At 43.0% G+C, this 15925-nt stretch carries 12 protein-coding genes; 10 read left to right on the top strand and 2 right to left on the bottom strand.

All coding sequences use genetic code 11. From position 1 onward, the window contains the following. Window positions 1–53 precede the first annotated feature (53 nt). Window positions 54–842: a class I SAM-dependent methyltransferase gene (locus AC58PV_RS03865; protein WP_497430972.1), complete on the top strand. Its 789-nt coding sequence runs from the start codon at window positions 54–56 to the stop codon at window positions 840–842. 345 nt (window positions 843–1187) lie between these two features. Here the strand turns inward: AC58PV_RS03865 and AC58PV_RS03860 are convergent, their stop codons facing one another. Continuing rightward, on the bottom strand, window positions 1188–1691 hold the full coding sequence (locus tag AC58PV_RS03860) for an Rrf2 family transcriptional regulator (protein WP_497430971.1): 504 nt from the start codon (window positions 1689–1691) through the stop codon (window positions 1188–1190). A gap of 235 nt (window positions 1692–1926) precedes the next feature. On the opposite strand from AC58PV_RS03860, the gene AC58PV_RS03855 reads away from it, so the two are divergent. The 3 genes from AC58PV_RS03855 to AC58PV_RS03845 are packed head-to-tail and all read left to right on the top strand — an operon-like array spanning window position 1927 to window position 2730. Beyond that, window positions 1927–2388 carry a carboxymuconolactone decarboxylase family protein gene (locus tag AC58PV_RS03855; protein WP_497430970.1) on the top strand — a complete coding sequence of 154 codons (462 nt, stop codon included), beginning with the start codon at window positions 1927–1929 and terminating at the stop codon, window positions 2386–2388. Further along, a complete protein-coding gene (locus tag AC58PV_RS03850; protein WP_497431372.1) occupies window positions 2363–2554 on the top strand; it encodes an ATP-binding cassette domain-containing protein in 192 nt (63 codons plus the stop codon). Before AC58PV_RS03855 ends, AC58PV_RS03850 begins: the two co-directional genes overlap by 26 nt. Next, a complete protein-coding gene (locus AC58PV_RS03845) occupies window positions 2551–2730 on the top strand; it encodes a hypothetical protein (RefSeq protein WP_497430969.1) in 180 nt (59 codons plus the stop codon). Before AC58PV_RS03850 ends, AC58PV_RS03845 begins: the two co-directional genes overlap by 4 nt. 189 nt (window positions 2731–2919) lie before the next feature. Here AC58PV_RS03845 and AC58PV_RS03840 read toward each other — a convergent pair whose 3' ends face one another. Then, on the bottom strand, window positions 2920–5172 hold the full coding sequence (locus AC58PV_RS03840) for an S-layer homology domain-containing protein (RefSeq protein WP_497430968.1): 2253 nt from the start codon (window positions 5170–5172) through the stop codon (window positions 2920–2922). A gap of 863 nt (window positions 5173–6035) precedes the next feature. On the opposite strand from AC58PV_RS03840, the gene AC58PV_RS03835 reads away from it, so the two are divergent. The 6 genes from AC58PV_RS03835 to AC58PV_RS03810 all read left to right on the top strand — a co-directional run bounded on the left by AC58PV_RS03835 (window position 6036) and on the right by AC58PV_RS03810 (window position 15885). Beyond that, window positions 6036–9296: a polysaccharide lyase family 8 super-sandwich domain-containing protein gene (locus AC58PV_RS03835; RefSeq protein ID WP_497430967.1), complete on the top strand. Its 3261-nt coding sequence runs from the start codon at window positions 6036–6038 to the stop codon at window positions 9294–9296. Between the two features lie 217 nt (window positions 9297–9513). Next, window positions 9514–10974, top strand: coding sequence for a sulfatase-like hydrolase/transferase (locus AC58PV_RS03830; RefSeq protein WP_497430966.1), 1461 nt, complete (start codon window positions 9514–9516; stop codon window positions 10972–10974). Between the two features lie 8 nt (window positions 10975–10982). Beyond that, window positions 10983–11765, top strand: a complete 783-nt coding sequence (locus AC58PV_RS03825) for an MgtC/SapB family protein (RefSeq protein WP_497430965.1) — start codon at window positions 10983–10985, stop codon at window positions 11763–11765. A gap of 143 nt (window positions 11766–11908) precedes the next feature. Further along, the gene (locus AC58PV_RS03820) at window positions 11909–13669 is read left to right on the top strand and encodes a sensor histidine kinase (RefSeq protein ID WP_497430964.1); all 1761 of its coding nucleotides are present in this window, start codon (window positions 11909–11911) and stop codon (window positions 13667–13669) included. A 4-nt stretch (window positions 13670–13673) separates the two neighbouring features. Next, complete coding sequence (locus tag AC58PV_RS03815; protein WP_497430963.1) at window positions 13674–14414, top strand: response regulator transcription factor; 741 nt, start codon at window positions 13674–13676, stop codon at window positions 14412–14414. A 139-nt stretch (window positions 14415–14553) separates the two neighbouring features. After that, window positions 14554–15885 carry an ABC transporter substrate-binding protein gene (locus tag AC58PV_RS03810; RefSeq protein WP_497430962.1) on the top strand — a complete coding sequence of 444 codons (1332 nt, stop codon included), beginning with the start codon at window positions 14554–14556 and terminating at the stop codon, window positions 15883–15885. Window positions 15886–15925 lie beyond the last annotated feature (40 nt).

The raw sequence follows: 15925 nt of genomic DNA, 5'->3' as shown, positions 1-15925 counted from the left end.
GAATGGTAGTATATACCATCTGAAGCGATTAAATGACTCTAGGAGGGATGTATTTGCAAAAACAACTATCAACTGCGAACAAACTGGCATGGGAAACGAAAGCGTATCAGGCATGGGTTCATAATTATGGAACACCGGAAGAACTTGCAGAGGAACTGAAACTAGAACACAAACATCATTTGCGTTACTGGTTAAAGTATATGGGTGATCTAGCAGGAAAGCGTGTTCTTAACCTTCTGGGCTCACATGGTAGAAAGGCAATTTCTCTGGCATTGTTAGGTGCGGAAGTGACCGTGGTGGACATATCGGAAGAAAATCGGTTGTATGCGATGCAGGTTGCTGCAGCTATTGGTGTCCAAATTGACTATATCTGTTCGGATGCTTTGGATATCCCCAACGAAGCAACACTTGGCCAATTTGACATCGTGTTGATGGAGTTTGGTGTTTTGCACTATTTTACAGATCTCCATGCTATTTTCAGCGTGGTTCATCGTCGACTAGGGAACAAGGGAAGGTTTATTTTGACCGACTTTCATCCTTTCGCCCGAGCATGGCTGAACACATATAATTTACCAGAGCCAACGGGTAACTACTTCGATGATCGCATTAAAGAAGGACAAGTGGCGTTTGCTAAGTTGCTTCCTGAGGGAGAACGTGCTGAGTTAAGTAAGGTGTTAGTACGAGGTTGGACAGTCGGAGAGATTATAACTGCGGTCAGTGCAACAGGCCTATGTATTCGTACTTTTGAAGAGATAGCAAGTAAGTCAGATCCAAGATTTCCCGAATTCTACACGCTTGTTGCTGATAGATTGGATTTGGAATTACATCCGCTATATCCTTGATTAAAAGTGTGCCCATACTTAGAGTTATAGAGGCTGTCTCAAAAGTCATTGTAGACTTATTGAAACAGCCTCTCTTCTAATTATTAACCGATGAAATAAACCTGCTCTCAGCAAACTAACTGGATTTTCTCCATCTATTTGAAGCGGATTTCTTGAATTCGAAAGGTTAACTGTATTTCCTGTAGCTAAATTCCTGTGATAAGCACTAATATTCATTTTCCATTCAAAATACATGTACTTTTTCCATCTAATAACGAGAATACGTCAATCTAGAGCATATTAACTGTAGTTTATACATCTAAACACGGACCTGCAGTAGGACAAGCCGTTTCTTTATTTTCACCACTAAACTAGGTTACTATTCGCAAAATATGCACGTGTTTCTTTGCGGGACTGGGGCGTTAACACGCGATCCAGTTCTTCGTTTAACCAAGTAAGTGACTTGTTGCGCAGAACATTGCGCATACTATCTTCAGCTTCGAGCATGACTAAATTAATTGTACAGGGAGAAGCTTGCGCGCACGCGGCATAATCTTCATCTCGGCATAGATAGCTATTATTTTTGATGTTTTTACATTGAAAAATAGGGGTAGCACCTTCAACGGCTTCTACAACATCCCAAAAAGAAATATCCGCAGGCGACTTGGCTAGTTTATAGCCTCCTTTGACACCAGGGACAGAAATTACGATACCAGCTTTGGTTAATTTGCTAAAAATCTTCGACAGATACGTTTCTGATACGCCTTGAAATGCGGACAGCTCTTTAATCCCAATGGTTGAATCAGGAGGAATATCAATTAGATAGACCAAGCAATGCAGTCCATATTCTACGCCAATACTATACTGCATCCCAACACCTGCTTTCAGATCTAAATAAAGGTTGCTATTAAACATCTTAGGTTGATTTAAACCCCTTGTCAAATAGGGGTATTTGGCGTTTATAGCTAACAAATCCATGATTTATCGTTGACAGTCATAAAGGAAATAGGTATATTGTAGATAACATTAATCGACGATTAATACTATCGACGATATGATGGAGACGTATTCTACAATAACTACAAATAAAGGAGTGTACTCACACATGGAAATCAGATTCGATTATACGAAAGCACAACCGGAAGCTTTTCAAACGCTTTTAAAATTAGAAGGATACGTAAGGAAGAGTGGTATTGATCACACTTTGTTGGAACTAATTAAAATCCGCGCTTCGCAAATTAATGGATGTGCCTATTGCTTGGATATGCATACCAAAGATGCTCGTGCGATGGGTGAGAGCGAGCAGCGCTTGTATATGCTCAACGCATGGCGTGAGGCTCCATTCTATACAGAAGCAGAGCGGGCCGCGATCGCCTTAACAGAGGCTGTGACCAAAATTTCGGAAGCTGGCGTTCCACAGGAATTATATGCCCAAGTCCGCAACCATTTCGATGAAGGCCAATTTGCTAATTTGATTATGGCAATTAATGCGATCAACTGTTGGAATCGAATTGCAATTTCAACGGGAATGATTCCAGGAGATTATCGACCAGCGGCTCATAAATAAGGGCTATGATACACAGCTTGGGGAGAAGGGCGTAAGGTTATTTGGCGGGCAACGTCAGCGTATCGTCATAGCACGGGCGCTGATCGGCAATCCGCGTATTCTGATCTTCGACGAACCGACGAGTGCGCTCGACACGAATCCGAGAAGACGATTCAGCGGAATATGAGCACGATACTCAAAGATCGAACGACACTCATCATTGCTCACCGACTGAGCACGGTTCGGCATGCGGACCGCATTCTCGTACTTGATCAAGGTGTTATTGCAGAGTCAGGTACTCATGAGCAACTGATGGTGAATAAAGGTCTTTATCACATGTTGGTCAGTCAGCCGTTAGAGTAGGTAGAAGTCTCTCGGGATTCGCCACTAATAGGAATGACACAAGAAGGAAGATGCAGGGATGCACTGTTAATAATAGATGGTTGGGGTGACTTACTCTTAGAGGTTTTGAGGCAAATATAAAAGCAGCAGGTAAGGACGCCGTGTCCCTGCCTGCTGCTTTTATGTTGCTCGTTAAACGAATAAACGAGACTAGTTCAGTGAATTCAAAAGGGTTTTTAATTGCGGGTTGAGTTTTAGCGCATTAAGAATGATTTGCAAAGCTTCTGCACGTGTGGCATTGTTCTTCGCATCAAACGTTCCATCCGCTTTTCCGCTGATGATACCTGCTTGTGCCGCAGCCTTGATCTCTTCTGCCGCATAAGAACCTTCCAGATCATTGAATGTTCCTATCGTTACGTCCTTCGAAACGTTGTCAAGGTTTAAGAGACGGGATAAAAGGACTACCATTTCCTCTCGTGTTACCATGTTATTCGGCTTGAATGTGCCGTCCTCGTAACCACCAATGATTCCCGCATTTGCCAAGTTTTTAATTGCATCTTTGGCCCAGTGATTAGCAACGTCTTTCATTCCAGCGCTAGTATTACCTTCAGCTTTAATATCAAAAACACGACTTAAAACTACTGCAAATTCAGCACGAGTGATATTACCATCCGGATTGAAGCTACCGTCACCGTAACCTTCAATCACTTGTAGCTTAACAAAAGTATCGATCGTCTTTGCAGCCCAGTGTCCTTTAGTATCTGAAAGTGTTACCGTAATTGAATTTTTCATCGCTTCCTGAATGCGAGACTCAATATTTATAACAACATTGCCGTCACTCTTTACAACATCCGATTTGAATACATCTTTTGGAGGCGCGTTTACAGGAGCAGGAGTAGGAGCTGGAATTGGAACTGGATCCGGATCCGGTGTCGAATTATCGTCAGAAGATCGAGTATAGATAGTGACGGCTTTGGATCCCATCACTCGGGCTTCATCCTTCGCAGTTGCCTGAACGGTAATCGTACCAGCATACGTTGCTGTGAGCAGACCATCCGCAGTGATCGTTGCTGTCCCTGTCCCGGGAATTACTGACCAGCTAAATGTCTTATCAGTTGCATTGTTAGGAGTTACATCCGAACTAAATTGAAGCGTATCTCCAACGTACATGGAACTACTAGAACTGGAAACTGTAATAGAAGTAACAAATAGAGCAGCTCGTTCGACATTGACTGTATAGTTCATCGTTGAGCTATCTTGTGCAGTTACGACAAAGCGAATGATATTTGACCCCACAATCAAATTAATCTGATTGTTAACTGGAATCCCATTAAGTTGTATTGCAACCGTCGCGTTACTATCCGATGTTGTATATGTAGCTGTAGTAACAGAAACATCGTTTGGGACGGTTGCGGTGTAGGCGTACACATTTTCACTAATCGTTGGATTCAGTGTGATTCCGCTTAAATTTAGTGAGGTTAAGGCAGCATTGTTTGAACCTGCTCGTGTTACAGTTACCGTATAGGGTTGTATCGTTCCATCTTGAGCCGTTACAACAATGCTAATGACATTAGCGCCCACACTTAATGGGATTGGATTATTAGTTGGAGCTCCATGGAGCTGTAACTCCGCAGTCGCGTTGTTATCCAATGTACTATAAGTAGCTTCGGTGGCTGACACTTCGTAAGGCACAGTTGCCGTATAGACGTACACATTACCACTTACCGATGAATTCAGCGTAATACCACTTAAATTTAGTGAGGTTAGCGAAGCATCCGAAGAATCATTTTTCTCATATATGAGTTTCGTTCCTGAATACAATGAAAGTGGCGTTAACGATATAGAGCTAATATCAGACTGAATGACAAATGTAACATACCCATCTACTGTATAAGAGGATATACCTTCCATTGCATTATCATGGTTGCCAAGTGGGTCAGTATCGTAAAATGATAAATTTTTATTCGTAGAATGGGCGAATATTTCCGTTTGCCCATTCACAAGTTCACCATCAGTCCCATAAACAGCAAACTTCACATCTACATAGTTCGTGCCATTGATAATATTCGCTACTGGTTGTCCTACTTGAACGACGTGATCTGCAGAATATGTCGGCTTTTGTGATGAAGCTCCCGCGAAATCTATTGTCGTAGAACCAGGATAGCTATATTCGGGGACCCAACTGATACTACCGTTACTCACATAAAAGCCGACGATTTTTTTAGTGTTGTCTGTCGGTATTATTACTTGTGCTTGATCGATTTGACTACTTTGGGCCGTTGTTTCAAGACTTCCATCTGAGTATCTCACATATATTTGCTCAGTAGCATTTAACTTATCCAGGTTAAAGTTAAAAGTTAGGGAAGATGCTTGTATCACACATCCGCTCAACATAAACAATATCAGTATCGAAGCTAATACCACACCGAACTTCGAAACACATATCTTAGTTCTACTTCTCATAAAATTCCTCCAATTAATAATTTAAATTATTTATAGGACAATTATATATCGAAAATAGGACTAATTACTTATTTGACAAGCGTGAATATGTCGAATTTCAAAACTATTTATTTGATATATAATATAATAACTATTTCACAAGCAATTTCATTCGATGTGTATTTCGAAAGTCCTAATTCAATCGATTGTCCAAGGAGAAATATTTTCAGGTATTTGTGGAGTATACGTGCAGTAGAGTGAACTTTAGCGGAACAGAAATTGGGATGCGCAAGTCCGCAACCATTTCGATGAAGGCCAATACGCTAATTTGATTATGGCGATTAATGCGAGCAACTGTTGGAATCGAATTGCAATTCAACGGGAATGATTCAAGGAGATATCAACTAGCGGCTCATAAATAAGGAATTCAAAAGATTTATGAAAGAAGTTGTGTAACCACTCCGCTATTTGGGGTGGTTTTTCTCAAAATATCAGAATTTATAAGTTTTACTTAATAATTATGCTGAATTTCTAGATAAACGCTCCTGTCCTTCAAAGGACGGCGTAGCCAGTTATTATGTATACGAATTTGTTAACCGGAATAGCAAATATTCTGTGAAAATTTGTTATATATGGAAGGGTAATGAGTTATGAGAAATAAAGTGGAGTGGAAAGATTGAACCAAATCTAGCATAAGGAGGATTGTTTGGTGCGCTTACAATCTATAAAATGAGTTTTAGAAAAGAATAAAGCGCTTCCAAATGTTGTTTGAATTTGGAAATGTATCTTCTCTTTTCTAGTAACGCCATAACGGAAGGAGGCATTGAGTTCTGAACAACATGAGAAGACATCCAAACCACATCAACCTAGCGGAGGTATAAGGAATGCGGATTGTTATAGTTAAAAGACTAGTGATGGTTAGTTTAGCCCTGCTGATTGCTTTCGGATCACTAGTGGTTCCAGTAGATACGAAGAAAGCACATGCATCCGACGAGTTCGATGTATTACGGGAAAAGTACGTGAAAATGTTGACGAGTCCGACGACATATTCACTAACCGACGTTGATAATGCGGCACGAATCACCCAGATCACGGATGCGGCACAAGCGAATTGGGATACGATGCTTACGGATCCGAGTCGCTCAAAGCTTTGGAACCAGTACCCGATAAGTGCAGCAAATTACCCATCAAGCACCATGTATTCCTATCGTATGCTAGTTGAAATGGCTCTAGCTTATCGCACGTACGGCTCATCACTTATGGGGAGTACGGGCTTAAAAGCTGCGATTATCGACGGTTTGGATTGGATGCATGGGCGCATCTATTATGAAGGTGCACCAAGAGGTGGATCGAATTGGTGGTACTGGGAAATCGGCAATGCGCAAGCGTTGAATGACCTCGTAGCTCTGATGTACGATGATTTAACGCAGACACAAATTGATGAGAGTGTAGCAGCGGTGAATTCTTTCCAGAATGATATTGATATGACGGGTGCCAATCGGATGTGGGAGGTTCAGGTTTGCGCGATAGCAGCTATCCTAGGGAAAAATAATGTAATAGCCGGGACTACGCTTGCTGATGCCCGTGATGGGTTGAGTGCATTCCTTCCTTATGTCACGAGTGGTGACGGATTCTATAGGGATGGTTCTTTTGTTCAGCATAATTATTTGGCTTATACAGGCGGGTATGGTACTTCTTTGTTAGCAAGTCTTTCCCAAATCATGTATTTGCTTGACGGTTCGACTTGGGAAGTGACGGACCCTAATGTGGCCAATGTGTTCCAGTGGGTCTATGATTCCTTTGAGCCGTTTGTTTACAAAGGAAATCTAATGGATACTGTTCGAGGGCGGGAGATATCCAGATATAAGGAAGAGGATAACCTTTCCAGCAGTGGAGTAGTCACTGCACTTATCCAGCTTTCTTATGTAGCTTCGACTACGGATGCTGCTGCTTACAGAAGCATGGTCAAGGGCTGGCTGCAGGCTGATCCTAACAAGAATTATTTTAACGGCATTTCGATGTGGCTGCTCACAGAAGCAAAAAGCATTCTGAGCAACACGGGTATTTCACCACGGAGCGAGCAGCTTGGCTACAAGCAATTCGCAGGCATGGATCGCGTTGTACAGGTGAGACCAGGGTATGCGCTAAATGTTGGCATGTCTTCGGATCGCATTATGAACTATGAGTCCATTAATAGCGAGAATAATAATATATGGCATGTTGGGGATGGCATGGTTACGCTCTATAATAACGATATCACCCAATTCAACGATAATTTCTGGCCGACTGTCGACAACTTCCGATTGCCGGGAACGACCGTGCTTAACGGAGTTTATCAAGAACCCGAAAGAATTAAGAGCTCCTGGACAGGTGGGACAGACATACTAGGGCTATACGGTGTAACGGGCATGCAGTATAAAGCGCTTGGTGTGGATCGGGAACCTACAACGCCAGATAAAACATTACAGGCCAAAAAATCGTGGTTCATGTTCGATGATGAAATCGTGGCACTTGGTTCGGATATTAACAGTACAGATGGCGTCACTACGGAGACGATTGTCGAGAATCGGAAAATTAATTCCGCAGGGAACAATGCCCTTACTGTAAATGGCACGGCCAAATCAACTTCGCTTGGTTGGTCAGAGACGATGAGTGGTACTAATTATATTCATCTAGCAGGTAATGTGTCAGGTTCAGACCTCGGCTACTACTTCCCAGGAAGCGCAACGATTAAGGGACTTCGTAAAGCGGAAACAGGCAATTGGAAAAAAATCAATGGGAATAAGGGTTCCTATACCGAGACACCTTATACACGCAATTACATGACGCTTTGGTTCGATCATGGCGTGAACCCAACGAATGGAACGTATTCGTACGTCATGCTTCCGAATAAAACGAGCACGCAAGTTGCGAGCTATGCGACATCGCCGAATATAACCATTCTGGAGAACTCCAGCGATGCGCAAGCGGTCAAGGAAACAGGACTCAAAATTGCCGGTTATAACTTCTGGAAGGACGCGCGGAAGACGGTTGGCGAAGTAACGTCTGATTCCAAATCGTCGGTCATGACGCGGGAAACGTCGAGCGATTACGAGGTTTCGGTATCAGACCCGACACAAGATAATGTAGGCAATATCTATATCGAAGTAGCGAAATCTGCAAAAAATATTATTTCGAAAGACGCTGAGGTAACGATCTTGCAATATACCCCAACGATCAAATTCAAGGTGAATGTGAAGGACTCGGGCGGGAAATCATACAAGGTGAAATTTGGTTTGACAGGTACGCAGACGGCCAATCCGTCTTCAATTCCGTTACCGATTCCATATGAGGCAGAGACACTGCCAATTAGTTTTATGACGGATTCGATCGTCGTCTATAACGATACGAATGCAAGCGGTGGCAAGAAGCTTGGTTTAAACCATTCGGCTGGAGCTGATTATACGGAATTCAGCTTGGATGTGACACAAGCCGGTACGTATAACGTAATCGGCCGTGTAATGAAGGCGAGTAACAATAGTATCATCCAGCTTTCAATCGATGGTGTGAATATCGGTACGCCGATTGATACGTTCTGGTCTACAACCGAGAAATATAAGGATTTCCAATTCGGTTCATACAACTTTAGCTATCCAGGCAGCTACTTGTTCCGTGTTACGACAACGGGCAAGAACGCCAGCGCAACAGGATACCGACTGCAGTTGGATTACTTTACGCTGACAGCGGCACCAACGACGGTAATTGTAGATAACGCAGGAGCCGGTGTGAGTAAGGTAGGCATTTGGGATAGTAACAGCTCAGCAACGGATAAATATTTAACCAATTATAATTTTGTGACTAACACCAACACAGATGGAGGTACGAAAACCTTTACCTTTACACCAACTCTAACAGGATCAGGCATGTATAACGTCTATATCTGGTGGCCGGCCCATTTCAATCGTGCAACGAATATTCCGGTAGATATCGTGCATGCGAGTGGAACAGCCTCAGCCTCCATCGATCAGACATCGCTTGGTGGTCAATGGAACCTTGTTGGTTCCTACTCGTTCTCGGCAGGTTCAACGGGTTATGTTAAAATTCGGACAGATAGTGTGGATGGTGTCGTCGTCGCTGATGCTGTGAAGTTTGAGCCAGTACCATAAGAGGAGCTATGTAAAAGGAAGCCTTAGGGCTTCTTTTTGCTTCCTGTTCAAATATTTAGCGTATAGGCATCAATAAAGATCTTGCGATTTTGAACCAATTATGGAATTCATGTCGTTACGGCGGGGAAGTTGAAGCTTTATAATATGACTTGTAAGCGCTTAATACAAATCGGATAAGGAAATGCAATAAGGGACAGTGAGAAAGGAGACATCACATTTGAAACCACGGCCGAATATTCTGCTAATAACAACAGACCAGCAACGCGCAGATTGTCTAGGTATTGCCCAATCCGCTCATCCGGTTATGACCCCTCATCTGGATCAGTTGGCCAATGAGGGGATCCATTTCAGCAGGACTTATGTGGATTGTCCACTATGTGTACCGTCGAGAACGACGATTATGACAGGCAAATCAGCATACAATCATGGCGTCGTATCCAATGGCCACTATCGTATTCCTGAGCTAGCTGAGGATACGCTGCCCGGGAGATTACTGTCCGCAGGGTATCAGACTCATGCAGCAGGTAAAATGCAATTTACTCCTCCGCGCAACCGTAATGGCTTTGAACGGATGCGGTTAGTGCCTGAGGATTATGTTAATTTCCTGGAGACTACGGAATATCGCGGTACGTACCGAGGGCATGGCATAGGAGGAAATGAGGTATACCCCGTATTTAGTGCGGCACCCATACGTTACACTTCCACGCATTGGACCGTTGAAGAATCTATTGATTTCCTTCGGCAGCGTGACCAAGATACTCCCTTCTTTATGTGGACCAGCTTCGAAGCACCGCACCCACCCTTAGACCCTCCGGAGTCCTTCGTTCGTCTTTATGACGGTATTCCCATTTCGGAACCTGTACAATCCGACTGGAGTGAAGGGGAATCATCGCCAGAATGGGTTCGGGCTAGAAAAAGAGGCCATAAGCTGGACATGCTTCCGCCACACATCATTAGCATGGCCAGAAAGCATTACTATGCCCAGATTACGCATATTGACTATGAATTGGGCCGCCTGTTTGGTGAATTGCAGGGCCAGAAACTATGGGATAATACGCTTGTCATTTTCACCTCGGATCATGGAGAGATGCTTGGCGATCATGGGTTGTTTCACAAAACCTGCTTCTATGAGCCATCAACCCGGGTGCCGTTCTTACTCAAGCCACCCAAAGGCTATGGAGGCCAGTTAAGCCCATCGGAGGTAGTGGATACGCCGATAACGCTTGCTGATTTATATCCGACGGTTCTTGCATATGCCGGCTGCCTGAAGGATGAAGACCAGAATCGTGATGGCAGGTCCTTGTTGGATATAGAAAGCATTCGTAAGGAACGTGAATGGGTTTTCGGTTACATGAATGATAGGGACGGACTGTACATGGTAGCTAATAAAGACTGGAAATATTTATATTATGTATGTGGCGGACAGGAGCAGTTGTTCTATTTAAAAGAAGATCCCTTCGAGGGGCAAGAGCTTTCCAGCAGCAGCGCGGAGCACTGCAGGGCTCAGCTTCTGGAGATGAGGGAAGCTCTGGCTGTACGTTTTCCTGATTTAAGGGAAGAAGGTATGGCGGGTACAAGCCAGCTAAAACAGACAGAACCACGCTATAAAGAGTCGGAACTCACTGCTTCCAATCCATTCGCCTGGAGAGGTCCTATCCGATATGGAGGAGGATGGTGAGCTTTAGCATGTCGTTTGCTACAGTAAGCGTATGGGAAATTACGCACTTGGAATTGGCCGTTCGAATGGTTCTGGCAGTTGTACTTGGAGGCATCATCGGAATTGAACGGGAATGGAGCAACCATGCGGCCGGCTTCCGTACCCATATCCTGGTTTGTCTAGGTTCAGCTATGATCATGTTGCTGTCCATTTATGGCTTCTCGCAATTTGTTAATGAAGCCAATGTCCGCATGGATCCTGCACGTTTAGCAGCTCAGGTCATCAGCGGTATTGGCTTTCTAGGAGCGGGTGCCATCCTGCGCAATGGCAATATGATTAAAGGTTTAACAACGGCGGCTTCCGTCTGGGTTGTCGCTGCCATTGGCTTGAGCGTAGGCGCTGGCTTCTATATGGGTGCCTTGCTATGCACTTTTCTTGTATTAATCAGTTTATTCGTACTGAATAAATGGGAGAAGCATTTACTTAGAAATCGCCGTTTTGATGAAGTGGTAATTGAAATTGTCGATCATCCCGGAGCTTTGGGCCGGGTAGCTACGATATTAGGGAATTATGAGCTGCAAATTGTTCATTTCCAAATGGTACCTCATACGGATGAGAGAGCGGGGGGGACGACCAATGAGAATGGTTTGGAGGTATCCGTGCAAATCCTGTTCAAACTGAAAATTCAAAAACAGGAAAAGCTAATTGCGGCTCTCATGCAAATCTCTCAAATGGATGAGGTTCTTTCACTGGATTCTTTACACCTACCCACAATTAAAAGATCAATATCAGAAAAAAAGTTAAGTTTCTAAGGATGTACAAAGAGCTATCCAAACTTAGCATCTAAAGTTGGATAGCTTTTTGTTTCACCTGTAGGATTGGTACTTGTAAATTTAACAGGGACAATTTATACTTTCCTTCAATACGAGCGCGCATTTTGAAATGGGGGAAGCTTGTGAAGATAAATAAATCGCCGTTCGTGTCCTTACGGACGAAATTTCTGGTCTTATTTTGTTTTATGATAACGCTTCCATTCTTATTCAGCGGTTATTTAACTTATCAGAAGTATTCGGCCAATGTTGAGCGAGAGGCCAAAACATACTCAGATCAAATTGTGGAGCAGTTATCAATAAATTTAGAGCGCTATGTGAAGGATATCGAACGAATTACAATTGCGATGTATTATGACACGAATTTATTAGAAATTTTGGAAAAACATAAAATCGCTACAGTTAATGGCAGCTATAAAAGCATCGAAGAGGAAGTTAAAATGAGTAAACTTATTGCCTCCATTATTATTGATCGAACGGAGTTAGAAGGTGTATTCATTTTTGCCTTGGACGGGACGTTGTTCAGCAATCTGACGGAGACGATCAATGGAAACTGGGAACCGAATGCCTCGAATTGGATGGACCAGGTCAAGCAGAAGGACGGTGGACTCGTCATTCTTCCTCCCGTGGAGTGGAATTACTATCGGAATAAACCGAAGGAAGCATTGTCTTTTGCACGATTGATTAAGAATCCGCTTACGAATCGCGAGCTAGGCTATGTGAAAGTCGATTTGACGAGTAAGGGCTTTGAGAAAATTTTGTCCACGGTTAAAGTATCAACACACAGTAAATTGTATGTATTCAATGAAAGCTTGCAGCCGATCTACCCATTTACACAAGAAAGTACGCTTCCATCATTCGATGATATTATGGGTTCGAATTCTTCCGATATCATCACATCCTTGCGTACCACGGGGTACGGTGGCCTGCAGATCATCGGTACGATTCCTAAGGAGGACCTCCTGACGGATGCGCGTAAGCTGACGAGCTTCACCTTATGGATTTCAGTCGCCTCGCTCATATTTGCTTTTGGGGCTGCACTGTTTACATCCAATAGATTGGTTAAGCCCGTCCATCATTTACAACGCAAAATGCGGCGTGTTCAAGGTGGTAATTTTCAAGAAAGAGCTACTGTTTATTCAAATGATGAGATTGGTTCTTTAACAGAGGGCTTTAACAACATGGTTTCTCAGCTAGATATCATGATTAAAGAGATGTATGAGCTCAGGTTACGGGAGAAGGATTCGGAATTGAATGCACTACAAAGTCAGATCAATCCCCATTTTCTCTACAATACATTGGAATCCATTAATATGGTCGCGGTAAAAGAGCAAAATAACGAGCTATCCCAAGTTATCACAAGCTTAGGAAAGCTCCTGCGATATACGGTAGATAAACAGGAAAGATTCGTATACTTGAAGGATGAGTTGGCGTTTGTCCAAAATTATTTGAACATTCAAAGCTTCCGACTAGAAGACCGGTTGAGTGCAGAAATTCTTGTGGATTTCTCACACGAATATGCCATGGTTCCAAAGCTAATTCTTCAGCCTTTAGTTGAAAACGCGATTGAACACGGTCTTGGCAAAGATCCCATTACCATACAGATTACCTCCAAAGCGGAGGGGCAGGATCTCTATATTTATGTCACAGATGATGGCAAAGGTATTAATCCTGAGCGTCGGAAGCTAGTCGAACAACGCTTAGTTGAACCTGAACGTCAACAATCTGGCTTGCTTTCAAATAAGCGATCGAAAGGATTCGCCCTTCGCAACATTCATCAGCGTTTAGTGATTCTATATGGTGAGCCGTATGGATTATCAATCGCACACTCAGGTCCGGAAGGGACATCTTTCTGCATTCATATACCGTTTCAATGGGAGGAATAATGGGATGAATATTTTGTTAGTTGAAGATGAACAGAAAATTAGACAAGGTCTTAAGAAGATCATTGAAGATGTCATTACCTCGAAACTGCGAATTACTGAAGCCAGTAATGGCCGTGAGGCGTTAGATTGGTTGAGAACGCAAGATCAAGTAGATCTCATTATTACCGATATTCGTATGAGTGAAATGAACGGAATTGAATTGATTAAGCGAGCGAAAGAGTCTCATCCGAGTCTCTTTTTTGTCGTGATTAGCGGGTACGATGAGTTCGTTTATGCGAGAGAGGCTTTGCGATATGGCGTAACTGATTATTTATTGAAGCCCATCGAACGTGTTGAGTTGGCCCAAGTTCTTCAAAAAATTAGTTTGCAGCTTGATATGACCACGCAGCCTACTTCCCCAACAACAGTGACTGCATTGACCGATGATACGGATCGATTATTAATACGAAGAGTAAGAGAACTCGTGAATGAATATCTCAATCAGGATATTTCTCTACAGTTTCTTGCTGAGCGCGTCTATCTGAACCCGAAATATTTATCCTATACGTTCAAGAGGGAAACGGGACAGAATTTGTCTGACTTCGTAACAGAACTCCGTATGGAGAAAGCGAGAAAGTTATTGAAAGAAACGACACTCAAAGTCTCTGAAATCGCAATGATGTGTGGTATTGCCAATCATAAATACTTTGCCTCGTTATTTAAACAGAACACGGGTTGTACGCCATCCGAGTTCCGAGATCAGTAATCGGTTAGTTTTGGGAAGTGAAGACCTTGCTATTTTGAACATTTTATAGATTTTTTGGCGTTATCCTGAGATTGGGCAAAGTTTATAATAAGGTTATGAAAGCGCTTTACACCATATGATGAAAAGGGGACTAAACACAATGAAGAAAGCTTTACTCTTAACGACTTCCGTGCTGTTGGTTAGTAGTTTCATTGCAGGATGCAGCTCTACGAAAGAAACGACATCAACGGCTTCTACAGCTCCTGCTAGCTCTAAGTCAGCAGATGCGACGAAGGCACCGGCGAAAGATGTTAAGCTTACATTTAGCATTTGGGGAACGGAAGAGCATAAGAAAATGTATGAAGAAATGATCGCGAATTACAGGAAGACAAAGCCAAACGTAAGTGTCGAAATCATGATTATTCCATCCGCAGATTACTTACAGAAAATGTCAGTTATGTTTGCTTCCAAAACAGCGCCAGATGTTATATGGATGCTTGAAAGAGGGATTCCACAATTTCTTGAAGCAGGGCAGATGGAAGATATTTCTGCCATTAAGAAAGATACGTCGTATGATGCAAGCGATCTCATCCCATCCACTTTAGATTTAGTGACCAAAAATGACAAATTGTATGGTGTGCCTTTCTCAACACCACCAAACATGATCTATTACAATAAGAAATTATTTAAAGAGAAGAACTTGAAAACACCTACTGAACTCTATAAAGAGGGCAACTGGACTTATGATGAAATGAACAAAGCTGCGATCGCCATTACTCAACCGGATAAAGGGATCTACGGGATGAACCTGGTTCGTCCGGGTGGCTGGGGAAGAAGCTGGCTGGAGTCGCTTCAAACGTTGGTTTGGGCATACGGTTCTGACTTCTTCACCAAAGATGGCAAGAAAGTTGCTTTGAATACACCGCAAGGCCAGCAAGCTCTGCAATTCTTCAGTGATTCTATGTTCAAAACGAAGGTTCATCCGAAGCCGGGAGATCAAACAGGATTCGAATCTGGCAAAATTGGTATGCAACAAGATTTGCTAAGCTATATGGGGAAAGCGAAAGCAATCAAAGATTTCGAATGGGATATTGCACCGATGCCGAAGGCAGCAGGTGGACAAGGAACAACGCTAGGTTATGCCGCTTATATGGTTCCCAAAGGAAACAACAACACAGCTGAAGCGATAGAGTTTGTTAAGTTTTTAAGTAATAAAGAAAACACGGCGATCACGTCCCAATTCTTCGTGCCAAGCCGTAAATCCGTTCTGAATTCAGACGGTTTCTTGAAACAAGGCCCTTCTGCTGAGAGCATGAAAATGGCGGTTATCGATCAAATGGCTGCTGGCCGTGTACGTCAAGGCTTCGTTAATTTCCAAAAAATTGATGACAAAATGAAGCTGCACTTCGATGCGATCTATTCGCAAACAGGAACAATTCCAGAAATCTTTAAAAAGCTGGAAACGGATGTTAATGCTATTCTAGCGGAATAATCGGATCGGATTAGAGATTGTGGCTAAGCTCAAACAGCTT

Source organism: Paenibacillus sp. J22FR83 (assembly GCF_059691955.1).
This window is presented reverse-complemented; position numbering and strand designations above follow the sequence as displayed.